At 44.1% G+C, this 24,309-nt stretch carries 18 protein-coding genes; 11 read left to right on the plus strand and 7 right to left on the minus strand.

The genetic code is table 11. From position 1 onward, the window contains the following. Positions 1–7 precede the first annotated feature (7 nt). Complete coding sequence (locus V1497_RS06595; protein WP_349410183.1) at positions 8–1,177, plus strand: exonuclease SbcCD subunit D; 1,170 nt, start codon at positions 8–10, stop codon at positions 1,175–1,177. Positions 1,178–1,179: 2 nt separating this feature from the next. Beyond that, entirely contained in the window at positions 1,180–4,587 is a 3,408-nt protein-coding gene (locus V1497_RS06600; protein ID WP_349410184.1) for an SMC family ATPase, read from the plus strand. A gap of 66 nt (positions 4,588–4,653) precedes the next feature. Here the strand turns inward: V1497_RS06600 and V1497_RS06605 are convergent, their stop codons facing one another. Beyond that, positions 4,654–6,030, minus strand: a complete 1,377-nt coding sequence (locus V1497_RS06605; protein WP_349410185.1) for an aspartate aminotransferase family protein — start codon at positions 6,028–6,030, stop codon at positions 4,654–4,656. Positions 6,031–6,320: 290 nt separating this feature from the next. Here V1497_RS06605 and V1497_RS06610 point away from each other — a divergent pair, with 290 nt between their 5' ends. After that, entirely contained in the window at positions 6,321–6,995 is a 675-nt protein-coding gene (locus V1497_RS06610; protein ID WP_349410186.1) for a hypothetical protein, read from the plus strand. A gap of 16 nt (positions 6,996–7,011) precedes the next feature. Next, complete coding sequence (locus tag V1497_RS06615; protein WP_349410187.1) at positions 7,012–8,472, plus strand: efflux RND transporter periplasmic adaptor subunit; 1,461 nt, start codon at positions 7,012–7,014, stop codon at positions 8,470–8,472. 61 nt (positions 8,473–8,533) lie between these two features. Here V1497_RS06615 and trhA read toward each other — a convergent pair whose 3' ends face one another. Both trhA and V1497_RS06625 read right to left on the minus strand, forming a co-directional pair. Further along, positions 8,534–9,187 (minus strand): PAQR family membrane homeostasis protein TrhA, encoded by a 654-nt coding sequence (gene trhA, locus V1497_RS06620; RefSeq protein ID WP_349410188.1) that lies wholly within the window; start codon positions 9,185–9,187, stop codon positions 8,534–8,536. A gap of 15 nt (positions 9,188–9,202) precedes the next feature. Further along, positions 9,203–10,972 carry a B12-binding domain-containing radical SAM protein gene (locus tag V1497_RS06625; protein WP_349410189.1) on the minus strand — a complete coding sequence of 590 codons (1,770 nt, stop codon included), beginning with the start codon at positions 10,970–10,972 and terminating at the stop codon, positions 9,203–9,205. 195 nt (positions 10,973–11,167) lie between these two features. Here V1497_RS06625 and V1497_RS06630 point away from each other — a divergent pair, with 195 nt between their 5' ends. From V1497_RS06630 to V1497_RS06640, 3 genes are all read left to right on the plus strand, one after another. Next, positions 11,168–11,452: a 4a-hydroxytetrahydrobiopterin dehydratase gene (locus V1497_RS06630; protein WP_349410190.1), complete on the plus strand. Its 285-nt coding sequence runs from the start codon at positions 11,168–11,170 to the stop codon at positions 11,450–11,452. 9 nt (positions 11,453–11,461) lie between these two features. Next, positions 11,462–12,367, plus strand: a complete 906-nt coding sequence (locus tag V1497_RS06635; protein ID WP_349410191.1) for a fumarylacetoacetate hydrolase family protein — start codon at positions 11,462–11,464, stop codon at positions 12,365–12,367. 102 nt (positions 12,368–12,469) lie between these two features. Continuing rightward, the gene (locus V1497_RS06640; protein WP_349410192.1) at positions 12,470–13,906 is read left to right on the plus strand and encodes an NAD-dependent succinate-semialdehyde dehydrogenase; all 1,437 of its coding nucleotides are present in this window, start codon (positions 12,470–12,472) and stop codon (positions 13,904–13,906) included. A 116-nt stretch (positions 13,907–14,022) separates the two neighbouring features. Here the strand turns inward: V1497_RS06640 and V1497_RS06645 are convergent, their stop codons facing one another. Next, positions 14,023–14,469 (minus strand): hypothetical protein, encoded by a 447-nt coding sequence (locus V1497_RS06645; protein ID WP_349410193.1) that lies wholly within the window; start codon positions 14,467–14,469, stop codon positions 14,023–14,025. A gap of 270 nt (positions 14,470–14,739) precedes the next feature. Further along, positions 14,740–15,957, minus strand: coding sequence for an ornithine--oxo-acid transaminase (locus tag V1497_RS06650; RefSeq protein ID WP_349410194.1), 1,218 nt, complete (start codon positions 15,955–15,957; stop codon positions 14,740–14,742). Positions 15,958–16,097: 140 nt separating this feature from the next. Between V1497_RS06650 and V1497_RS06655 the strand changes: the two genes are divergently transcribed. After that, positions 16,098–16,451: a YisL family protein gene (locus tag V1497_RS06655; RefSeq protein WP_349410195.1), complete on the plus strand. Its 354-nt coding sequence runs from the start codon at positions 16,098–16,100 to the stop codon at positions 16,449–16,451. A 71-nt stretch (positions 16,452–16,522) separates the two neighbouring features. Here V1497_RS06655 and V1497_RS06660 read toward each other — a convergent pair whose 3' ends face one another. Next, positions 16,523–16,915 carry a hypothetical protein gene (locus tag V1497_RS06660; protein WP_349410196.1) on the minus strand — a complete coding sequence of 131 codons (393 nt, stop codon included), beginning with the start codon at positions 16,913–16,915 and terminating at the stop codon, positions 16,523–16,525. A gap of 270 nt (positions 16,916–17,185) precedes the next feature. On the opposite strand from V1497_RS06660, the gene V1497_RS06665 reads away from it, so the two are divergent. Beyond that, positions 17,186–20,083, plus strand: coding sequence for an EAL domain-containing protein (locus V1497_RS06665; RefSeq protein WP_349410197.1), 2,898 nt, complete (start codon positions 17,186–17,188; stop codon positions 20,081–20,083). 40 nt (positions 20,084–20,123) lie between these two features. Here the strand turns inward: V1497_RS06665 and V1497_RS06670 are convergent, their stop codons facing one another. Further along, positions 20,124–20,900, minus strand: coding sequence for a carbon-nitrogen family hydrolase (locus V1497_RS06670; protein ID WP_349410198.1), 777 nt, complete (start codon positions 20,898–20,900; stop codon positions 20,124–20,126). A gap of 130 nt (positions 20,901–21,030) precedes the next feature. Here V1497_RS06670 and V1497_RS06675 point away from each other — a divergent pair, with 130 nt between their 5' ends. Both V1497_RS06675 and asnB read left to right on the plus strand, forming a co-directional pair. Next, complete coding sequence (locus V1497_RS06675) at positions 21,031–22,200, plus strand: pyridoxal phosphate-dependent aminotransferase (protein ID WP_349410199.1); 1,170 nt, start codon at positions 21,031–21,033, stop codon at positions 22,198–22,200. Positions 22,201–22,282: 82 nt separating this feature from the next. Beyond that, positions 22,283–24,130, plus strand: a complete 1,848-nt coding sequence (asnB, locus tag V1497_RS06680) for an asparagine synthase (glutamine-hydrolyzing) (RefSeq protein ID WP_349410200.1) — start codon at positions 22,283–22,285, stop codon at positions 24,128–24,130. Positions 24,131–24,309 lie beyond the last annotated feature (179 nt).

Consider the following 24,309-nt stretch of genomic DNA (forward strand, 5'->3'; position numbering starts at 1 on the left):
GGATTCCATGAGGATACTGCATACCGCTGATTGGCATCTCGGAAGGACGCTGGAAGGTAGGAGCCGGTTAAAAGAACAAGAAGCGTTTTTAAAAGAGTTATGTGAAATCGTCGTCGCTGAAAAAGTGGATGTCGTGTTGATGGCTGGAGATGTTTTCGATACGGTCAATCCACCGGCGACAGCTGAGCAACTGTTCTACGAGTCAATGGCAGAGCTTACGAAAGATCATAAGTGCCAGGTGGTGATCATCTCTGGGAACCATGACAGCCCAGAACGACTGAGCGCGTCAGGTCCATTGGCAAAGATGCACGGCATTAGGATTGTTGGTCATCCGACAATCCGCCCTATTGAACTGGAGGTTGAAAGGACAGGTGAACGTCTGAAAATCGCAGGTCTCCCTTATCCTTCGGAATCACGTTTGAAGGAGCTGTTGTCTGATTCGTTTGATGAAGCAGCGTTACGTGACGCTTATGATGTACGTATTGAGAAGATCTTCCAAGAGCTTTGCAAAGGTTTTGACTCTTCAAGTGTAAATGTGGCGATGAGTCATATTTACGTAGCTGGAGGAAGGGAGAGCGAGTCCGAGAGGCCGATCCAGGTAGGTGGTGCCTATACAGTCACCGCCAATGCCCTGCCTCCGGGTGCTCAATATGTCGCACTAGGACATCTTCATCGCCCGCAAACGATCAAAAGGGCAGAGAGCGTAACCAGATATTCAGGCTCGCCACTATCCTATAGTTTTTCGGAGGCTGGGCAGACGAAATCTGTCACAATTGTCGACCTGAAACCTGGTTCCGAACCTGACTGGAGGGAAGTGTACCTTTCCAGCGGAAAGCCTTTAGTAAGATGGAAGGCTGAGGAAGGGTTGTCCCAGGTCCATCGATGGTTGGAAGAAAAGAAAGATTCGAATGCATGGATTGACTTGGAAGTCCATTTGCAAGATACATTAAGCATGGAAGAAATCCACAAATTGAGAAACGCCCATGAAGGGTTCATTCATATCAGGCCCGTGTTTGAAGAAATAGATTCAGCAATTGAGGGTGTGAGAATGTCGGAGCTGCCGATTGATGAGCTGTTTTCACGTTTTTATAAGCGACAGACGAACGGTGGTACCCCTGATGATGAGACTGTAAAGTTATTTATGGAATTAATCGGCGAAAATGAAGGAGGTGCGTGAGTATGCGCCCCATTCACTTATCTGTAATGGGTTTACATAGCTTCAGGGATAAACAGGAGGTTGATTTCCAAACCCTATGTAAAGGCGGGGTCTTCGGCATATTCGGACCTACTGGAAGCGGGAAATCCTCCTTGTTGGATGCTGTGACACTGGCATTATACGGTAAGGTTGAACGAGCAGCGAACACCATTCAAGGGATCATGAATCATGCTGAAGATCAGTTGAATGTAAGTTTTACATTTGAACTCGGTCACGCTACATCAGGTAAACGATATGAGGTTGAACGTACGTATAAACGATCCAAAAACGATTCTGTACGGACGAGCACTTGCCGCCTTATCGAAGTAGTCAATGGTGAACACATCGTATTAGCGGACAAAGAGCGTGATGTGACAGCAAAGGTTGAAGAGATCCTGGGGCTTACGTTGACGGATTTTACAAGAGCGGTCGTTCTGCCTCAAGGAAAATTCGCTGAGTTTTTATCCCTTAAAGGTGCCGATCGGAGACAAATGCTTCAACGATTGTTCCGCCTTGAACAATATGGAGATGTTCTCTACCACCGATTGAAGGTCAAAATGGACGAAACCAAAATGGAGTTGAAGGAGATTTCAGCTGAGCAACAAGGATTAGGAGAAGCTTCTAAGCAAGTTTTAAATGAGTTGAAAAAGAAGCTCGCCGATGCGATCCATTCCGTTCAGGTGCAACATACTAATCTCCAAAAGAAAGAAGTTCAATTTGATCATTACCGTCAGATTTGGAAGTGGCAGGAAGAGTTGAATGAGGTGAAAGGGTCTTTGGAGGAGTTGAATAAAAAAGAATCCGACATCAAGACCACTGAGGAAGCACTTCACACAGCACGGATAGCTGAATCCTTATTGCCGATTGCAGAAGAGCTCGATTCATTAAACACGGACCAAAAGCACTGGTCAGAATCCTGTGCAAAGTTGCAGGCTGAAACGAACGATGCTGTTGTAAAAACAGAGGAAACGAAGAAGACGCTGGATTCTATAAAAAAAACCAGAGCTGAAAAAGAGCCGGGATTATATGAACGCCTCCAAGAGCTTAAACAAGCTCTAGAGCTTGAAAATGAAAAGGATCAGGTGAGCGGACAGCTTGACCACCAAAAAAATGAACTGAAGAAAGAAACCGAGTCCCTTAAAGCCCTTCAAACCGAATTGGACCAGCATAGAGAGCGGAAAAAGCGGGCGCTTGTTAAACAATCTGAGATCAAACGGATGTTGGATGAAAAGGCTATAAGCTTAGATGATCGGAACAAGTTGAGGGATGCGGGAGCTCTGAAGAAGGAAATCGACTCCATCAGTAAGCAGAAAAACGAAATGACAGGGGAATATGAGACTGTCTCCCAAACTTTACGTGCTGTTATATCTGAAATTGATAAGCAAAACAAACATCAGTGGAAAGTGAAAGAAAATATCGCCTACCTCCGTAAACATACCGAGTCGATCTACAATCGTGTATGTGAACATGAACGTGTCATTGAAGAAGCAAAAAGTTCCATCGAAGGATCTTTACATGATTTGAAGGAACAACAGAGAAAAACAGAGCTTCACGCTTTATCCTCTCAAATTGCTGCTCAATTGAAGGAAGGGGAAAAGTGTCCGGTTTGTGGTTCGGATGATCACCCTGAACTAGCTATTCCACATGAAAATGAGATGGATTATTCCGCGATCGTAAAGGAATATGAAGAGCTGTTATCTTCGGTTAGAAGTGAAGAAGTCCAGATGGGGCACTGCAAACGAGATCTCGAATATTTATATGAAGCATTGCAGGAGTATATCCAGAAGGATGAGTTCGCAAGTGATGAAATTGCTGCAGCAAGGTTTGAGGAGATTCAGGAATCCTTCCATTCAACTGAAAGCCTGCACAACTATTTGAAGTTGTTGCAAACGGAAACGAAAGGCTTTAAACAAGACCTTATCGAGTTGAAAGAAAAGAAGGCGAAATATATTCTTGACTATTCCAACAGTGACAAGCAGCTGTTGGAACATACAACAACTGAAAAAAATCATGAAAGAGAACTTGACCGGCTTACCATCAAAATAAATGAGGCGGATGAACAGCTTCGTCACCTTCAGGAAAAGTGGAATGCCTCCTATCACATGTTCCCTTATGCTGAGCTTGAGGAACAGCAGAGAGAGATGGATCAACGGGAGAAAGATGTTTCAGAATTGAGTGCACGTTATGATAAGAGCGTGTCATACCTCCTTGAAATGGACGATACGATCTCGAAAGCGTATGACCACGTACAATCGTTAACGCTGAAAGTAGCGGGGATCAAATCGGAGATATCCAATTTAGAAAAAAGAGAGACCCTTATCCAAGAGAAACTGAAGGAGCGATGTGGGGAAGAATCGGCTTCAACCCTCATAACAAAGGTCCAAAACGAAATTGATGAGCTTAAGAACAAGGAACAAACGATCCATCAGTCATGGGAACAGCAAACGAGGAACCTGCAAAAGCTTGAAAAGGAACTTGAAAGCGCCCGCTCTACTTTACGACACTTAGGTGAACGTCTTGAAAAGGTTCAGGATCATTGGCGCAAGAAAGTAGCCGAAACACCCTTTGAAAGTACGGAGGAAGTCAAGGATGCTGTTAATACGAAACAACAGCTTGAACTATGGGAAGAAGAAATCAAGCGGTTCAATCAACAAAAGCAGCAGCATCTAAACGACCAAAGCCGTCTTCTGAAGTTGTTGAACAATCAAGAGGTGAGCGAGCAGGAATGGTTAAAGGTCCAAGAGGAGCTGAATCAAGCTAAAGAAGCCAAAGAAAAGGCTCTATCTGAAAAGGCAAGACTTGAAGGTGAGGTAGAGGACCTCGAAAAGAGAGCTGCAAAATACGAAGAATTGGAAACAGAACGGAAAGAAAAAGAAAAGCTTTCTGAAAGATTAGGGAAACTCCAAACAGTCTTCAGAGGGAACAGCTTCGTGGAATTCATTGCAGAGGAGCAATTGAACCAGGTGGCGAGAGACGCTTCCCAACGACTTGGGGAACTGACTAGACAGCGTTACGCGCTGGAGGTCGATTCTACTGGTGGCTTCGTTATACGTGATGATGCCAATGGTGGTGTAAGAAGACCTGTCACTTCACTATCTGGTGGTGAAACCTTCCTCACTTCATTAGCGTTAGCACTTTCCTTGTCTGCTCAAATCCAGCTGCAAGGGGAGTATCCATTGGAATTCTTTTTCTTGGATGAAGGTTTCGGAACACTTGATCAGTCATTATTGGATACCGTCATATCAGCACTTGAACGACTTCAAATGCAACGTGTCTCCGTCGGTGTCATTTCTCATGTACCTGAGCTGAGGGCACGATTACCACGCAAGTTGATTGTCGAACCGGCAAAACCGACCGGGGCAGGAAGCCAAGTTTCTATTGAAACCCTCTAAAAATGAACTGCACCCCCTGATTAGGCACAGCTAGCCAATGGAGGTGCAGTTTTTTATATTCTTCTATCAGCTATTCAAAACACGATCAATTGCACGTTCATGAGCTTCGACTGTCAGTTTGATCGTTTCTTCATCATGCGCTAACGACATTGAATAGCGGTTGAGAGGTTTCGTGTAGATTCCCTGGTTCAAAAGTTCATAATCCAATTTCTGACGGAGCTGATGGTTACATTTTTTCAAATCTCGATATCGCTCAACGTCAGATTCTGTGAAGAGAATATTGAAGATGCTCCCTGTTCCCACTGTTTTCATTTGGATTCCCTTAGCATGATAGCTTTTTTCAAGCTGGTTTCTCAAATCATACGTACGCTCAACGATTTTCTTCATATTGTTTTGGGATTCGAGTACCTTGATTGTCGCAAGTCCTGCTGCAAGAACAGTAGGGTGACCATTATAGGTTCCACTATGGAAAAGCACATCTGTCTTTTGTGTACTTGATGACCCTGTTGTCAGAATATCGCGGCCTTTGTTGGAAGCGCTGACCATCATGATATCCTTACGGCCACCGACAGCTCCAACAGGAAAACCGCCGCCCAGCACCTTTCCGAGAGCCGTGAGATCAGGTTTGATGTCATAGACGGCTTGTGCCCCTCCGAGTGACAATCTGAAACCTGTTTTTACTTCATCAAAAATCAGCAGAATGCCAAGTTCTTCTGTAAGCTTCCGTAAACCATGGAGGAAGCTTGGGTTTGCTGGGATGAACCCTCCTTGTACAGGTTCAATGATGACCGCACTTAGTTCGTCTTTATGTTCTTTGAGGATTTGAGCGGTTGCTTCTAAATTGTTGAATGGAAGAATGACGGTATTTTCGACATAGTAATCTGGAATGCCACTTGATTCAGGTACAGCCGATGGATGGTCTTCTGAACCTGCTTCTTTTTCATCAGGATTGATGCTTAAGAGCACCTGGTCATAGCCTCCATGATAGTGTCCTTCAAATTTAGCCAGTTTCCTTTTACCGGTGAAGGCCATCGCCATGCGGATCGCCAATTGTGTTGCTTCTAAACCGGAGTTGGTATAACGTACCATGTCAATTCCGGGATAAAGATCGATCAATTTTTCAGCCATTTCAATCTCTGTCTTGTGAGGCGTTCCAAAAATCGTCGTGCCCGCTTCAGCCATTTGTTCGTGGACGGCTTCAATGACGTCTGGATGCCCATGCCCCAGGATGAGAGCTCCGTAACAAAGGAGGTAATCAATGTACTCATTCCCATCTACGTCGTATAAACGGCTTTTAGAGGCCTTTTCCATGAACAGTGGATTGGGTGGAAAGTATTTGATATTAGCGGTGACACCCCCTGGGATGACCTGACAAGCTTGATCATAGTAGGAGGATGACTGTGTGGTCGATCTTGGTTGTCCCTTGGCCTTTTGCATTGTCATAATTCTCTTCACTACTCCTTAAATGATAGTCTTTGAGGATAATGTTCGTGAATATAGGGTCAAAACTGGTGAGGTGTTATTGGAATTCCTCATTTCCAAATTCATAAAACAAGGAATTTGCAACTTTTTATCGAAGATTAGCAAAACAATTGATTATTTATCGGTTACAATGGTGTGAAGCAGATAATTTTTTACTATTTTATTATTGGAAAAATATGATATGCACCTCATTTTCTGGTAGGATGAAAGAGATGTGCCTATGATAGGATCGTTGGAATGGAGGAAGAAGATTGGAACATCACGTACATGTTTGGAGAGGCTTATTCAAGCCGGAGGACACTTTACATAATTTAAGAGAATCCCAGTCTATCCATGGGTATCGATTAAGATTGTTAATCTTGTTATTCTGCAGTTCAATCATTTTTGGACTTGTTTTCTATATTTGTGCTGCTGAATGGCTTCAGATGCCGGAAGTGGTAAAGCTGAAGCTGACCGCTGAACAGGAATTTTCTGCTGCCATTTTAATCGGTATTGGTGGCGCAATCGTTGGATTGATTATCCCTTTTTTGATCATTGGCTCTATGACTCTTTCTTTTTGGGGATTTTTCCGTGATATCGGATACAGGAAACTATTCATCCTACATACGTATTTGTTTGTCATCATTCTGGTTGCTATCGCTGCTCATATTCCATATATGTGGGCTTTCGGCTCTACTGAAATCCTTTCCCCATTTGGAATCGGACCTTGGGTGAAAGCAGTGACCAATAATGTGTTTTTGACCACGCTTGCAGGATGGATCACCCTCTTCTCCTTATGGCATTTATATACGACAGTCAAGCTTCTCATGGAGACATCGTTGAAGCCGAAGAGGTATATCTATACCGTAGCAATCGGTTTGCACGTTACGTTCATCCTCATCCTTGCCGTGATCAACATGATGTATCATCTTCAGTTGAATGGGTAGAAACGGAGGTTTTCTAGTGAATCGATATATCAAGAGAGCATTGATCGTGCTTCCGATTGTGCTTTTCGTTATTGTGAATACGTATCTTTTCGTGTTGAATAAATCATTGTTTGCAAGTGAAAAACCATATGACGCTTATCAAATCGATACTCATGATATGAGGGATACAATCGAAATGACTGGCATCATCATGCCTGAAGAGAAGGAAGAATTCTTTTATGATGAAAGCTATGGCGCGTTAAAGGAAATCCTTGTAGAGGAAGGAGAGGAGGTTTCGGCTGAAGACGAAATCCTCGCCTACCATACGGAGAATTTAGAAGCTCGGATAACGGCTCTAGAAAACGAGGTAGAGGTGCTCGAAACGGAAAAAGACTACCACGAGGATCGAGAAACTTTGATCAGCAACCAGATTTTACAAGAAGAAAGTAAAGAGGACGATGAAAAGAACGAGACAACCATTTTCCTACTCGAGCAAGAGGAAGCGGAGGCTGCTTACCAGGCTGATCGAATTGACACGATCATTTCGAACAAAGAAAGTGAAATCACTCAGTTGGAGACGCAATCAGAAGAAGTTACCATTAAAAGCTCGATCTCAGGTAAAGTCCAGGAAGTAACCACGCAAAGAGGTGCAAATAAGGCTCCCCTTGTCGTTGTCGTGAATGATGACGATCTCTTTGTACAAGCTTTTCTTTCAGAGAAGGAAGCCCTTTTCGTTAATGAAGGGGATGAGGTGAAATTACAATCCGTCAAAGGTGAAGAGTGGGATGGCTTGATTACATCTGTCCAACCAGCACCTGAACATGAAAAGGAAGGCATGTTCAAGATAGAAATTGAATTTGTAGAGGATGACACAACCGAATTCCAAATCGGGCATACACTGAATGTTACTGTTAAGCCAGTCGTTGTTGAAGATGCAATCGCTGTAAAGCCTGAGAATATTCTTTATGAAGATGGTCATGAGTATGTTTTTGTCGTAGAGAATGATTATGTTGATAAACGAAAAGTCCAACTTGGCTTCAAGAATGATGAACTTGTCCAAGTCACGAAAGGCTTGAAAGCCGGGGAACATATATTAATGGAACCGAACCGCCTTTTAGTCGATAATATGGAAATTGAAGTGAAAGTTATTCCATTGAAAAAGGTCATAAAAACAAGCGTGGAGACGGAAACGGATTCAACCGAAACAGGAACATCGAATACCGATTCTTCCAGCACAGAGGATCAGGAGGAGTCTGAAGACACTGACAACGATTCTTCTGATACTGAGGAACAAAACGATGAGACGGAAGACACTGATTCTGAGTCAAACACAGATTCTCAGAATGATGGATCGGATAATACAAATACAGATACATCAGACACAGAAGAGCAGGATGATGGAAAGAAAAGTCGCTACAATAGTGACAAAAAGGATCGACAAAATATTCTTGACCCTCCTGCTGAAGAGAGGGATGAGGATAGCGGTCCGAAAGGATGAATGTCTTTAACGCATACAAAAAGGGTGATCGAACATCGATCACCCTTTTTACGTGTATTCCTTAAGCGACTGAAATCGGTAAAACGTACAACAGAATGGCAAAGAAGTGAGTCGCTGTCCCCGCAAGTACGAATACATGCCAAACAGCATGATGATACGGGAAAGCACGCCACACGTAAAAGATCGTTCCAACCGTATAGAGGATGCCTCCTAGGATGAACAGCATGCTCCCATCTGTAGGAAGAGCGGTCATAAGAGGCTTCCAAGCAAATACGGCAAGCCACCCCATGATGATATAGATGATGGTTGAAAGGAAAAGGAATCGCTTCACAAAGAAGGCTTTGAAAAAGATCCCGACAAGAGCGATCCCCCAGACGATTCCGAACAACGTCCAGCCTAAGGCTCCCTTAACGACAATGAAAAGGAAAGGTGTATACGTTCCCGCAATGAATACATAAATCGCTGCATGGTCAAAGATTTCAAACAAATCCTTCAATTTTCCCTCAGGAAAACTATGGACCAGTGTGGAAGCTGTATAAAGCAATAGCATGGACGCGCCATAAATTGAGAAGCTGACGACATGCCATACTGAACCATCCATCGCAGCCATGACCACCAATAAAACAAGGGCTACAACACTGAAAACCGCACCGATCCCATGTGTAATCGCGTTGACGATTTCTTCCTTACGTGTATACGTGTGTGTATTTGCCATCTTTATCCTCCTTCATCAAACAACGGCATTTGAACGAATTTGCTCATCACTGATCGTATAGGCGCTCGCCGATTGCTGCTTAGGGTCAAAGTAAACGATCAGCAATGTATCGGACTCTATAAGGTCTCCTTCATTCATGAGTGTTTCCAAATCAAATGGAAGTCTCTCAATCATAACATGCTTGTGTAGTTCCTTCTCCCCGAGACCAAGACTAGCAAAGGAATCTGAAACCTGCTCAGGGTGCTCTGCCAGGTATCGCAGGTAGGAGGACTGGGTCTGTTTATCCATCGTGAAGTCCCACCATGGTTTTCGTGGTTTATGTTTCTGCCTGATGAAGTAGTCATACTGCATCAACCCTTCGATGACTGTCAGATTGTCAACGCCATGATCAGACAAGAAGGAATGGAGACGCTTGAACAGATCCTCAAGTTGATGACCGATTCTCGACCATCCCCGTTTTTCCCAGTAATCTCCGAAAGCCTGGAAGAAGTCGAAAGCAGAAGGGAAGACATGATCAATCAAATAACTCACGGTTGTATCCATCCTGTGGTCATTCCAGAACTTTTCTAAGACATCTTCAACGCGCTTGATTTTGATGATTTCGTCAAAACTCAGGACGTTGTTCCCGAGGATTTCATATGGGGCTTTATCCATATAGACGTAGTCATGCTGCTCTGCTCGTAATCGTAAGCCTGTTCCTCGTAACATCTTCAAGAAACCAAGCTGGACCTCTTCAATCCGAAAAGCGAACACATCATTGAAGGTCTTGCGGAACGAATCGTAGTTTTCTTCAGGTAATCCTGCAATCAGATCCAGGTGCTGAACGATTTTTCCGCCATCCCGCACAGTTGTGACCGTTCTTGTCAGTTTTTCAAAGTTCTGTCGGCGCTCCACGAGTTCGTTTGTTGCATCATTCGTCGATTGAACCCCGATTTCAAAACGGAATAAACCTGGAGGTGCGTGTTCATTGAGATAGTCGATGACCTCAGGGCGCATGATATCCGCTGTGATTTCAAATTGGAAGACGGTTCCTTCAAGGTGTTCGTTGATCAAAAACTCGAACATTTCAAGAGCGTAATCTCTTCGGATATTGAAGGTCCGATCGACGAATTTGATTGTCCTGGCACCATTCTTCATCAGAAAACGAATCTCTTCTTTCATCATTTCGATATCGAAGTAACGGACACCCACCTCGATGGAAGATAGACAAAAGGCACAAGAATAGGGACATCCTCTACTCGTTTCGATATAGGTGACCCTTTTCGAAAGTTGAGCGAGGTCTTCCTCAAACCGGAAAGGAGAGGGAACCTTTTTCAAATCGAGCTTTGGCCGTGGTGCTGTTCGGTGAGGCTTTCCATCTTTCATGAAAGCGACACCTGGCACATTGTCAACCTCATCTCCTGATTCGATGGCACGAAGGAGATCCTTGAATGTTTCCTCCCCTTCTCCGACAACGATATAATCCACATGCTGAAGGCGTTCGATCCAGTGAGGGACGTCATAGGAGACTTCTGGTCCACCTAGAACAATTTTAATGTCTGGTTTTATTTTTCGTAGCATTTCAATGATCGGAATCGTTTCTTCGATATTCCAAATGTAACAGCTGAAGCCGATGACATCCGGATCTCGGGAATACAGATCGCTCACGATGTTCATGATCGGATCTTTGATGGTATACTCGGCCATCTGCACATCATATTCAGGGGCACAGTAGCTTTTCAAATAGCGAAGCGCAAGTGATGTGTGTATATATTTTGCGTTCAGCGTACTTACGACAACATTCATTCATTTCACTCCAAAGCTTGTTATTAACACCTTATTCTACCACATATCCGTTGGAATCTTTACATGTATTACTGGAAAAGAGGAGATTTTACTACCGGGTGGAAGTATATACATGGTAGTCGAGCGTAATGTTTTACAAAATATAAGCAATCTCTCATCATGATAGTATGATTTGACCATAAGGAGGATTTTGAAGTGGAACGTTTATCTGAAAAGCAGATTGAACAACAGTTAGAAGCATTAGAAGGATGGTCTTTGGAGGACGAAAAATGGATCGTGAAGAAATACCGATTCAAGCAGTATTTGGACGGAATCGACTTCGTCAAAAGCATTGCGGACCGATCTGAAGAAGTCCAGCATCACCCGCTTATTTCAATCGACTATAAACTCATCACTGTAAAATTGAGTTCCTGGAAGGCAAAAGGTTTGACTGACCTCGATTTTCAATTAGCAGCAGATTATGATCGGCTTTATCGATAGGTGATACATATGAAATTTTTAACGGCGGTATATAGAAATGAGACGATGATTGGCTTGTTGAGAGAGGACGAGCAAGTGGTGAATCTCACTGGGGCCGCTTCTGAACTCGGCATACCATTTCCTGTTACTTTATTGGAAGGGATTCAGCAAGGGGAGAACTTCCTTGAGCAGACCCGACAGCTGGTCGAACAGTTGAATAATCAGGACTTGCAAAATAATTTTACATTGTCTGTACATGACATCGATTTCCTTGCGCCGATCCCTCGACCAACCAAGAACATCTTCTGCGTTGGGAAAAACTATCGGGAACATGCGCTTGAGCTTGGTGATGAAAGCGACATCCCTGAGGTTCCGATGATTTTCTCAAAAGCACCAACATCGGTCATCGGGACGAATGAGACGATTCGTATCCCGACAGAGGTGACAACTGAAATCGATTACGAAGGTGAACTTGCTGTTGTCATCGGTAAGACCGGAAAGCGAATCAAGAAAGAAAGCGCTTATGATCATGTATTCGGATATACATTGATTAATGATATAACAGCCAGGGATTTACAGAGTAGACATAAGCAATTCCTGATTGGAAAGAGTCTGGATACCAGTTGTCCGATGGGTCCTGTCATCGTTCATAAATCGGCGATCCAGGATCCGCAAAAACTCTCGATAACGACTCATGTGAATGGTGAACGACGCCAGCAATCCTCTACGGAAATGATGATTTTCTCAATCGCTGATCTAATTGAGGATTTGTCAAAAGTGATGACACTCGAAGCGGGTGACATCATTGCAACCGGGACCCCAGCAGGCGTGGGGAAAGGATTTAAACCGCCGAAGTACTTGAAGGCAGGAGATGTCGTTTCGGTAGAGGTGGAGTCGATCGGAATCCTGAAAAACCCTGTTCAGAATGAGGTTTAATTGTCCCTTCCCACAGGAATTGTTTAGTGATGATGCTTTGGAAAGATGATCTACCAATAGACATTGCACACATACTATCAAATGTAAATGGAGGCGTTACGAATGGAAAAAGGGATTTTCATTAATAACGAATGGTCTGATCATGGTCTTGAAAAGGTCGAAGTTTTGGACCCGGCTACTGGTGAAGTCGTCGGGACAGTTCCGAAGGGCGGGAAGAAGGAGACAAGGAAAGCGATTGAAGCAGCACACGATGCATTTCCTTCCTGGTCAGCTCTAAATGCTTATGAGCGTTCAGCATATCTTGAAAAGCTCTATGACTTGATGATGGAAAATGAGGACGAGCTTGCACGGCTGATGACCTCCGAAATGGGGAAACCGCTCAAGGAATCCAAGGGCGAGGTCCAATATGCTGCCTCCTTCGTAAAATGGTATGCGGAAGAAGGAAAGAGGGTATATGGTCGAACGATTCCTGCATCGAAAGACAATAAACGGATGCAAGTGATTAAACAGCCTGTTGGGGTCGTTGGAGCGATTACGCCTTGGAACTTCCCAGCTGCGATGATCACGAGGAAAATGGCGCCGGCTCTTGCTGCAGGGTGTACGTTCGTCGTCAAGCCGCCGAATGAAACGCCATTGACGGCTGTCAGACTGGTGGAGCTCTGTGAAGAAGCAGGTTTCCCGAAGGGTGTCGTGAACCTTGTTTCTGGTAAGTCCTCGGAAATTGGTGAGGAGTTGTTATCCAATCCGAAAGTGCGGAAAATCACATTCACCGGCTCGACTGAAGTCGGAAAGGTATTGATGAAACAAGCATCCGAGCAGGTGAAGAACCTATCTCTCGAGCTTGGCGGGCACGCACCGATCGTCGTCCTTGATGATGCAGATGTTCCGTACGCAGCCCAGCAGACGGTCGCTTCAAAATTCAGAAATGGCGGGCAAACGTGTATCTGTGGAAATCGCATCTATGTTCAGGAAAGCATCTATGACGAATTCATCAAGCATGTCGTTGCTGAAACCGAAAAACTGAAGGTTGGTAACGGTTTTGAAGAAGGTACGGATATCGGGCCGATGATTAATAAGGAAGCGTATGAAAAAGTCGGTAAGCATGTGGATAATGCCGTCAAGCAAGGTGCTAAACTCGCTACCGGTGGAAAAGGGAAGGAAGCTGAAAACGGTACGTACTTCTATGAGCCGACCGTGATCATTGATGTTGAACCGAGCATGCTGATCATGAACGAAGAGACGTTTGGACCAGTTGCACCGATCCAAAAAGTGAAAACGGATGAAGAAGCTGTCAAATATGCCAACATGACGCCTTTCGGGCTCGCAGCCTATGTGTTCAGTGAAAACTACAGCCGTGGAATGAAAGTAGTCGAAGCATTGGACTATGGGATCGTCGGTTGGAATGACGGTCTTCCATCAGCAGCCCAAGCGCCATTCGGCGGAATGAAACAGAGCGGACTCGGACGAGAAGGCGGCATTGAAGGAATCGAAGCCTACCTCGAAACGAAATACATCTCGATTGGCATGAGAGAAGAATAATACTGAATTGAAGGATCGCCCCCTGGAGGCGGTCCTTTTTCAATATAATGAGAAGTGTCAGGCACCAATCAGGGAGCATACTGTTCCAAGGGACCCCGATTGGTGCCTGACACTATTTATTTTTCTGCCATACCGACGACGGCTTTTTTCTGGTTTTTATCAAGTAGCGGGGAAGCGACGAGCAGCATGGAAACGAGCAGGGTGATGTAGAGGCCGAAGGAAATGATATTACCTGAATTCGTCATCACATACAGACAGCTCATGACAGCAATAACGCCGGCAAGAGAGTCGAAATACCATTCCAGCGGTCGCTTGCGTAAGAGGCTGATCACTACGAGCATCGATAGGATCGGAGCGAGTAGCATAAGGTAGACCTGGAGCATCTGGTCGTTGGAAATTGTTATGATGCCCAAATCATTCAGTTCATTTGCGAGATTTCTTGTTTTGTATGGAACAAGGAATCCGGTTATCGTCACAGTCGTGAAGAACAGCGGAATTTTAAGCCATGGAAGGACAAAACTGACGAGCAGACCGAGGTGGAGAAACAGACGCAGATTCTTCATAGGTTATGCATACCTCCATTGATGACTTGCTACATCTAGACTTATTCAGCATTGTCCTAAAAAAGACCAACAGTTGATTTGTAGTAGCGAGGAGGGTTTAAATTTAGGAAGATAGACCGATTTGAGGGTAAAGCCATAAATTTCACAAGATTATACGCAGATTTTAAAATTTATACGCATATTCGCCATAAAGATAGACCAAAACAACATATAAAGAATTTCGTCCACAAAAAAAGCAGGCTGATAAAACAGCCTGCTTTCTCTTATCACTTATACACTCAATACATCTTTAATTTGCTCGATTGCCCAATCAAGGTCTTTTTTGTCGATGATTAGTGGAGGAGCGAATCGGATAACGGTATCGTGTGTCTCTTTACATAACAATCCTTTTTCCTTCAGACGCTCACAATATGGACGTGCCGCTTCTGTCATTTCAACTCCAATGAACAGGCCGCGTCCGCGCACTTCTTTAATTTTCGGATTCTCGATTGACTTCAATTCCTTCATGAAGTATTCGCCTAATTCAAGGGAACGTTCTACAAGCTTTTCATCTTCAAGAACCTCAAGAGATGCGATGGATACTGCACAGCCTAGTGGGTTACCACCGAACGTAGAACCGTGTGATCCTGGGTTGAAGACACCAAGGACATCCTTGTCTGCCGCCACACATGAAATCGGGAATACACCGCCGCCTAGTGCTTTTCCTAGAATGTACATGTCAGGTGTAACAGCTTCCCAATCACAAGCGAATTTCTTACCGGAACGTCCTAGTCCAGCTTGGATTTCATCCGCAATCATCAAGACATTTTCAGATGTACAGAGTTCGCGTGCTTCTTTCAGGAACCCTTCTGGTGGGATGTTGATACCCGCCTCACCTTGGATCGGTTCGAAAAGGAATGCAGCCGTATTTTCTGTAATCGCATTGCGCAATGCTTCAATGTCACCATAAGGAATCAGCTTGATGCCAGGAAGCATCGGACCGAATCCGCGCTTATATTCAGCTTCGGAAGAGAGTGATACAGCTGTCATCGTACGTCCATGGAAGTTACCTTCACATGCAATGATTTCAGCCTGGTTGTCAGCAACTCCCTTAACATCATATGCCCAACGACGAGCGGCTTTGATCGCTGTTTCTACAGCTTCAGCTCCCGTGTTCATTGGAAGAATCATGTCTTTGTTCGTAAATTCAGATACTTTTTCGTAAAATGGAGCCAGTTGGTCATTATGGAATGCCCTTGAGGTTAACGTCACACGATCAGCCTGCTTTTTCAAAGCGTCGATGATCTTCGGATGACGGTGCCCTTGGTTAACGGCAGAATATGCACTCAACATATCCATATAACGCTTTCCTTCAGGGTCTTTTACCCAAACACCTTCTGCTTCGGAAATGACAATCGGCAGTGGAAGATAGTTCTTTGCTCCATACTGCTCTGTCTTTGAAATGATCTGTTCTGTTCCATACTGGTCTGTTAGTTGATTTTGATTCATGTGCTCACTCCATTCTTGTCATTTGGTTTCGTCCTTATTATAAAGGATAATTCGTAAGCAATACACCCATATCTACGATTTCCCTTTCTGAATGCCATCTGATATGATAAAAATGATTGTGTACAGAGGAGGAATTGAATATGGCAGGAATGATTCATGCGCATGTCTCATCATGGGCTGTCGCACTTATTTTGTTCATTGTAAGTTATTTCTTATTGAAAGCTGGAAAAGAAAAAGGGCATAAGATTGTGAACATGATCCTTCGTTTGTTCTATGTTCTCATCCTTGTTACAGGTGGCTACATGGTTGTCTTGTATATGACCGGGGGCTTCCAAGCATGGGTGATTCTGAAAGCATTATTCGGAATCATCGTTATCGGTGGTATGGAAGCCGTAATTGGAAAAACAAAACGAGGTGCCTCTGCTGGAGGAATGTGGCTCATGCTGCTCATCTCCTTCATCATCGTCTTATACCTTGGATATGGCATTCTATAAGTAAAAAAAGGTTGAACGCTGACGAACTTTTTCGTCTACAGGGCGTTCAACCTTTTTTTTGCTTCATCACGCTAATCTTCGAGCCATCCCTCATTCAAAATGATCATGATGACTTCTTCGACCTTCTTTTCCTTCGAATTTTCCTCATAGTATGTATCAATTCGGTCTAACAGAACTTCCGGCTTGGAGACTGTTATATCCTTTGATTCTAAAGCCTTCACGAGTTGGAGGATGAACGCTAAACGTCCTTCTTCAGATAACGCTTCCCAATCATGACCTGACTTTTTCAGTATATTGGCTGGATTAGCTGCGGATTGTGGTTCCGTGTTCGACTCGTTCACTTGTGGGATGGTTACATGCTTTGTTTCATCCACGAAAAGGTCCGTTAATTCAGGGCTGACCGCAACCGCTGCTATACCGAATAATAATCCTAATGTAAGAATGCCAAATAAAAGATTTTTCATCCATCTCAGCCTTTTCTTTTCATTTGTTTACGTTACCCAGTATAACATTTTCTGATCGATTCGGTTTGTGAACATGCATTTCTAACTGAATCTGCACAAATGAATCCTATGAACCAGTAAACTTCAAATAAATGGAATATACGAGTGAGAAAACAGGAGTTTATACATACGCTGACCAATGAAGAGAAAGGAAGATGTTGTCGATAAGAAGAGTAGAGGTTTAGCATACTCGTTTTACAACGAATCCGAAGGAACTGAGGAAATATACCGATGAAGACGTACAATACAATGTATCAAACCATAGAACAACTAAATACGTTTATTGATAATCATGGATTAAGGAAGGAATCTAATCTCCTCATTCAAATCTTCACCAAGGATAAGAGATCTCGTGTAATTGAACTTCATCAGTTTCTGACTGAACGATTTCCAGACGCATGTATCATCGGGGCAACGATAGATGCGTTTTTTTGTGATGAAGTCATGAAGGAAGGGACAGTCGTTTCGTTCACAGCTTTCCAACGGACTCGTCCGGCCAGTATCTCAATCAACCTTACAAAGGAGATGGTCGGTTATGATTGTGGATTGAAAATCGGGAGCCAAATCATATCACCGGATACAAAAGTCTTAATATTAATTGGGACAAATCATATGCCGATGCATCACTCCTTATTAACAGCCATTGAAGAACATTATCCAAATGTCATTGTGGCAGGCGGAAACGCTGTACCTTTAATCGATGGCGAAGAATACGTGATAACCGATGATGGAATCCTTGAGAACGGTATTGCTGCTGTTAGTTTATCTGGTGAACATTTACGCGCCTCTTTATATGCATCCACAGAATGGAATCCCGTAGGCCGTTCGTTCACCGTAACAAAAGCTGAGAAAGAAAGGATTTATCAATTGGACGGTAAACCTGTTCAGGATATTTACCAAAAGTACCTTGGAGCAGGAGGCCTCATAGGTTGGAAAGATTCAGATATCCCTTTTCCTCTTATTATAAAAAGGGGAACATCCAAAAAGCCTCTTCCAATAAAAACACTTCATGAAGACGGTTCAATCACCGTTTTTGAAGACGTAGAAGAAGGAGTATCCGTTCAGATCGGCTGTGGCGATGCAAGACTTCTCTTGAATTCGTTTCATTTCATCACAGAGGTTTTACGAAAAGTACCTGTTGAAGGGCTTTTCATGTATTCGTGCTTATCACGGCTTCGCTTTTTCAAAAAAGGGATCGAGTACGAAATGAAGGCTGTCAACCAGCTGGTTCCAGTGTCAGGAGCATTTACAGCTGGTGAATATTATCATGAAGACGGGAAGAATGAAATGCTTTCCTATGCCTTGACCTTCCTGGCATTAGCAGAGGATGAAGTCTATCTCGAAGAATCCGATGTCCATCATGTGGCCAACAGTAATCATGAACTGAAGGAATTGCTTGCATTGTCACAGCTCATTAAGTCATCGACAGAGGATTTGGATGAGCTTCACCATCATCTGAAGGAGTCGGAGGAACGGTACAAGTCCTTATTTGAACATAATCCTGATATCGTATATTCCGTTGATATATATGGCAATTTGACGAGTTTGAATGCAGCGGCTGAAAAATTATTGGGCTATTCCAGTGAGGAAGTCGTCGGGAAAAATGCTTTGGAATTTTTGCGGACAGATGAAAGCGAACGTGTTCGTGAGTATTTCAAGCTTGCCCTGAACAATCAACCACAGCATTATACGACTGTCATCAAACACAAAAATGGAGATATGATTCTATTTGAAGTGGCGAACATGCCGATTAAGGTGAATGATCAGGTTGTAGGGGTGTATGGCGTCGCCAAGAATCGAACTGATCAAATTCTAGCTGAAGAGAAAATCACACAGCTTGCCTATCATGATAGCTTGACAGGGCTCCCAAACAGACTGCTTTTTCATGAAAAATTGAATGCATTGATAGCAAATGCAAAGGAAACAGGTGAAGCTGTAGCAGTCATGGTGATTGACCTTGATGGATTCAAGCTGCTTAATGATGGATTGGGTCATATGGCAGGTGACCAGATTCTAAAGCAGATCGCTAAGAATTTAAGCGGTGCGTTGGAAAAAGGACAAGTACTGGCTCGTTTTGCAGCAGATGAATTTCTCATTCTTATGCCACAGGCAAATGAGTTCGCCGAAATCTCAGCGCTGGCCAATAAGTTCCTATCCATCATTAAAAAACCGATTTATCTCCGCGGGAAAGAATACGTCGTTTCTGCCAGCATCGGAATCAGCCTGTTCCCACAAAGCGGCGAAGAGGATGAAACCTTGTTGAAGAATGCGAATATCGCTCTCCACCAGGCAAAAGCGGCTGGACGGAACAGTGTTCAATATTTTACGGATGAAATGAATCAATCTGTGAATGAGCGTCTTGAGCTGGAAAACCATCTTAGAAAAGCGATGCAACGAAATGAATTGGAGCTTCATTATCAACCACAGATCGATGTTTCAACGGGTGAAGTATTTGCTTTTGAAGCGTTGATAAGATGGAATCATACAAAGCGTGGTATGATCCCGCCGAACCAATTCATCCCGATCGCTGAGGAAGCAGGGCTCATCAATGGAATCGGTTCCTGGGTCATGAAAGAGGCGTGTCATCAAATTCAGCGCTTGCATCATAAAGGGATGGATCATCTTTCAGTTTGTGTCAATGTTTCAGGTAAGCAATTCCAACAACCTGCCTTCATTGAAGAAGTAGAAAGCTGCCTGGAAGAAGCAGGTCTGGATGCGCATCATCTCCATATTGAGTTGACGGAAAGCATGATGCTCGAAGACGTTGATCACAGCTTGGCGATTATGAATAGACTAAGAGATTTAGGTGTGAAGATTTCTGTCGACGATTTCGGCACAGGCTATTCTTCACTTAGTTATTTAAGAGAATTTCCAATCGACATTTTAAAAATCGACCAGTCCTTCATCCGTAATTTGAAGCAATCCAACCCTGATGCGGCGATTGTGAGGGCGATCATCACGATGTGCGAAGGCTTGAATATGACGGTTCTTGCTGAAGGTGTGGAAACAAAGGATCAATTAGCTCTCTTGAAGGAGTTCGGCTGCAATCAAATCCAAGGGTACTACTTCAGTAAACCCGTCAAAAGGGTTGAGATGGAACCATTGATAAAGAAGCAGAACATCATCTGAAAATGCAAGAGAGGTGACGCAAAGCGTCACCTCTTTTTACCTAATATAAATCTGTCCTGCGGTCTTCATAGACCGGGATGCGTTGGCGGATTTCATCCAATTCCTCAATGCTGATATCAGCGTACAACGTGGTCTCCGACTCTTCTGCTTCTGTGATGATTTCACCCCATGGATTAATTACCATGGAATGTCCACCGAATTCGTTGGCAGGATCAGAACCGATTCGATTACAAGCAACGACATAGCATTGGTTTTCGATGGCTCTCGTAATCAACAGGTTACGCCAGTGATCGTTTCTCGGCTTCGGCCATTCAGCCGGGATGAATAAGATCTTCGCACCTTCAAGCGCATGTTTGCGCATCCATTCCGGAAACCGGATATCATAGCAGATGAAACCTGCAGCGGGGTGGTCATCAATTCGGAAGTGACCATCGTCACTGCCTGAAGTCAGATATTGTTCTTCATTCATCAGTCTGAATAAGTGGACCTTGCTGTATTCTTTCACCATCTTTCCTTCGCGGTCGAAAACCATCATCGTGTTGAATACATCGTTTCCTTTTCGAACAGCTACCGAGCCAGCGATGATATTGACATGATAAGTAACGGCGAGGGAGGAGATGAACTCGATGGTTTTTTCTCCATTCGGATCTCCGATATCATCAAGATTTTTCAAGTCATAACCGGTCGTCCATAATTCTGGTAGGACGATGACATCCGCTTTTTCATTACACGCTTCCCTGATTTTCTTCGTTACATGTTCGAAGTTCAGTTGTGGATTCCCAAATTGGATATCCATTTGAATAACGGCTACCTTCAATTGGTTTACCCCCTTAAAAGTCAGTGTTCAATCTGTTTTCCTTTACTTTTCATCCTTTACACTTTAACATAAATGATTAGAATTTTCGTATAATTCTGTTTTGTCCAATGTACATTCGGAGGTGCTCACTATGGATCGTTTTCAGTATTCAGATTCACTAATACGTTTACCCGATCAGTTCTTCGCAAAACTTGTGAACAAAATCAAACCTTACTATGAAGCTGGTTACGACATGATCAATCTTGGGCAGGGGAACCCGGATCAACCTACTCCTGACCATATCATACGTTCCTTGCAAGAGGCTGCGGCTAATCCAACCTATCACAAATACCCGCCTTTCAGAGGCTTCCCTTATTTGAAGAAGGCAATTGCAGATTACTATAAGCGTGAATATGACGTTGATCTGGATCCCGAGAAAGAAGTATCCGTCCTTTTTGGTGCAAAAACCGGACTTGTAGAGGTCAGCCATTGCTTCTTGAATGAAGGGGACTGGGCACTTGTCCCGGATCCCGGTTATCCTGACTATGAATCTGGGATCGCTTTTTCGGGGGCTAAGAGCCACAAAATGCCCCTGGATCGAGAGAATGATTATTTGCCAGATTACGATCAGATTCCGGATGATATCCTCTCCCAGGCTAAGCTCATGTTCCTGAATTACCCGAATAACCCGACAGCGGCGACGGCTACACCCCAATTTTTCGAAGAGACCATTCAGCTTGCTGAGAAGAACAACTTCTGCGTCGTGCATGATTTCGCTTATGGAACAATAGGATTTGACGGGAAAAAACCGATCAGCTTTCTTCAGATCGAAGGCGCAAAAGACGTTGGGATTGAAGTTTATACGTTATCCAAAACCTTCAACATGGCTGGATGGCGCATCGGTTTTGCGCTTGGGAATGAAAAAGTGATTGAAGCTCTGAATCTGCTGCAGGACCATAATTACTGCAGTATTTTCGGCGGAATCCAAGAAGCTGCAGCGACAGCCTTGAATGGTCCCCAGGATTGTGTTTCAGATTTGTTGAAGCTGTATGAAGAACGGCGCAACGCCTTCATTTCAGGTTTAAGAGCACATGGATGGGAAGTGGATGCACCAAAAGGATCCTTCTTCGCCTGGATTCCTGTGCCTGATGGTTACACATCTGAATCGTTCACTGAACTTCTCATGGAAAAAGCCCATGTGATCGTCGCTCCAGGAAATGGATTCGGCGAAAATGGGGAAGGATACGTTCGCGTTGGCCTTTTATGTGATAAGGAAAGATTGATAGAAGCTGTCGATCGGATTACACAGCTGAAATTCTAAAAAAGGAGGCCGACTTATCTGATGGGCACAATTCCATCCTGCACGCATAAATTGTATGTAGAAGGATGGAGGGGTGAGCGAGATGTGTGGAATTACAGGCTGGATCGATTACAAGAATGACCTGACACAACATACCGAAACGATTAAGAAAATGGCTTCCACCTTAGGAAAAAGGGGACCTGATGCGACGAATCATTGGACTCTCCCTGATGTTGCATTCGGTCATGCAAGATTGGTTGTCGTCGACCCAGAGGGCGGGGGACAACCCATGCACAAATCCTATCATTCAAGGAATTATACGTTAGTTTATAACGGAGAATTGTACAATACGGAGGACATCCGCAAGGTTCTTTTGACGAAGGGGCATACCTTCCAATCGCACAGTGATACGGAAGTGCTTTTGACCAGTTATATCGAATGGGGCGAATCCTGTGTCGATCACCTGAATGGTATTTTCGCGTTCGCGATTTGGGATGAGACGAAGAAACACGTTTTCCTGGCAAGAGACCGTCTTGGGGTAAAACCGCTGTTTTATCGTGTTGGTAACGGTTCGCTCCTATTCGGATCTGAATTGAAAGCAATCCTTGCACATCCAGATGTGAAGGCGGAAATCGATCGCGAAGGCTTGCAGGAGATTTTCGGATTAGGTCCTTCACGTACACCAGGTCATGGCGTTTTTAAAGGATTGAGTGAACTGCGTGCTGCCCATGCGATGAAATACGATCGAAACGGAGTCAAAGTATGGCGGTACTGGGATGTTGAAAGCAAGGAGCATGTCGAGTCGTTCAATGATACGGTCGATCATGTTCGGTGGCTTTTGAAGGATGCCGTCGAACGACAATTGGTAGCGGATGTCCCGGTTTGTACGTTCCTATCTGGTGGGGTCGATTCGAGCGCAATCAGTGCATTTGCCTCACGCTATTATCAGCAGGAGGGGCGAGGTGCTCTTCACACGTATTCCATCGATTATGAGGATAACGATAAATATTTCAAAAAAAGTACCTTCCAGCCAAACTCTGACGGGCCTTGGATCAAAATCATGCGGGATTATCTAAAGACGATTCATCATACTTCTGTCATTGATAATGAGAAGCTGCTGCATTATTTAAAAGCAGCTGTCCATATGAGGGATTTGCCTGGCATGGCCGACGTGGATTCGTCCTTGCTCTGGTTTTGTGAAGAAATCAAGCAGCACTTTACTGTCGGTCTTTCAGGTGAATGTGCGGATGAAATTTTCGGTGGGTATCCGTGGTTTTATCGGAACGAGCTGCTGGAGAGAGAGGCGTTCCCATGGATGCACTCTGTCGATGAGCGGGCGTCGATTTTGCGTTCGGAATGGCAGAAAAAGCTTTCCTTACAGGAGTATGTCCAAAGTCGTTATCAAGCAACGGTCGATGAAACGCCGAAGCTTGATGGCGAAAAACCGGAGGAAGCCCGCCGTCGCGAGATGTTCTACTTGAATATGCATTGGTTCATGGCAACCTTACTGGATCGCAAGGACCGGATGAGCATGGGGGCAAGTCTTGAAGTCCGTGTGCCGTTTGCCGACCATCGAATTGTTGAGTATGCATGGAACATCCCATGGGAGATGAAGATGCATGAGGGCAGGGAGAAGGGAATCCTTCGAAAGGCATTGGAAGGGATTCTGCCGAACGAAATTTTATATCGGAAGAAGAGCCCTTACCCGAAGACCCACCATCCGGAGTATACGCGGCTCGTGACCGAATGGCTGTCATCCATCATTGAAAAGGATTCAGCACCATTGTTGGAGATTGTGGACCGGTCGAAGGTGGAGGAGATCATTCGAACAAAAGGCGAAGCGTTCAAAACGCCATGGTTCGGGCAGCTGATGACCGGACCACAGCTGATCGCCCACCTTGCCCAAATCAATACCTGGCTAGAAGACTATAACATCAATATTGTGGAATGAAGACTGGCGTGGGGCGCCAGTCTTTTTTTATGTTGTGGGTGTGGTTGCATGTTTGTGGTGCATAAATTGTGAACTAGGTTCAAAATTTCTGATCTAGGTTCAAAATTTCTGATCTAGGTTCATAATTTCAGAACTAGGTTCATAATTATTTGATTTGGTTCGTTTTAGTCCAATCTAGG

This window comes from Pseudalkalibacillus sp. SCS-8, assembly GCF_040126055.1.
GTDB lineage: Bacteria > Bacillota > Bacilli > Bacillales > Fictibacillaceae > Pseudalkalibacillus > Pseudalkalibacillus nanhaiensis.

Bases quoted from the DNA above. Each gene is read 5' to 3' on its own strand.
- V1497_RS06595 (WP_349410183.1), top strand. From the start codon at position 8: ATGAGGATACTGCATACCGCTGATTGGCATCTCGGAAGGACGCTGGAA.
- V1497_RS06600 (WP_349410184.1), top strand. From the start codon at position 1,180: ATGCGCCCCATTCACTTATCTGTAATGGGTTTACATAGCTTCAGGGAT.
- V1497_RS06605 (WP_349410185.1), bottom strand. From the start codon at position 6,030: ATGACAATGCAAAAGGCCAAGGGACAACCAAGATCGACCACACAGTCA.
- trhA (WP_349410188.1), bottom strand. From the start codon at position 9,187: ATGGCAAATACACACACGTATACACGTAAGGAAGAAATCGTCAACGCG.
- V1497_RS06625 (WP_349410189.1), bottom strand. From the start codon at position 10,972: ATGAATGTTGTCGTAAGTACGCTGAACGCAAAATATATACACACATCA.
- V1497_RS06635 (WP_349410191.1), top strand. From the start codon at position 11,462: ATGAAATTTTTAACGGCGGTATATAGAAATGAGACGATGATTGGCTTG.
- V1497_RS06640 (WP_349410192.1), top strand. From the start codon at position 12,470: ATGGAAAAAGGGATTTTCATTAATAACGAATGGTCTGATCATGGTCTT.
- V1497_RS06645 (WP_349410193.1), bottom strand. From the start codon at position 14,469: ATGAAGAATCTGCGTCTGTTTCTCCACCTCGGTCTGCTCGTCAGTTTT.
- V1497_RS06650 (WP_349410194.1), bottom strand. From the start codon at position 15,957: ATGAATCAAAATCAACTAACAGACCAGTATGGAACAGAACAGATCATT.
- V1497_RS06655 (WP_349410195.1), top strand. From the start codon at position 16,098: ATGGCAGGAATGATTCATGCGCATGTCTCATCATGGGCTGTCGCACTT.
- V1497_RS06660 (WP_349410196.1), bottom strand. From the start codon at position 16,915: ATGAAAAATCTTTTATTTGGCATTCTTACATTAGGATTATTATTCGGT.
- V1497_RS06665 (WP_349410197.1), top strand. From the start codon at position 17,186: ATGAAGACGTACAATACAATGTATCAAACCATAGAACAACTAAATACG.
- V1497_RS06675 (WP_349410199.1), top strand. From the start codon at position 21,031: ATGGATCGTTTTCAGTATTCAGATTCACTAATACGTTTACCCGATCAG.
- asnB (WP_349410200.1), top strand. From the start codon at position 22,283: ATGTGTGGAATTACAGGCTGGATCGATTACAAGAATGACCTGACACAA.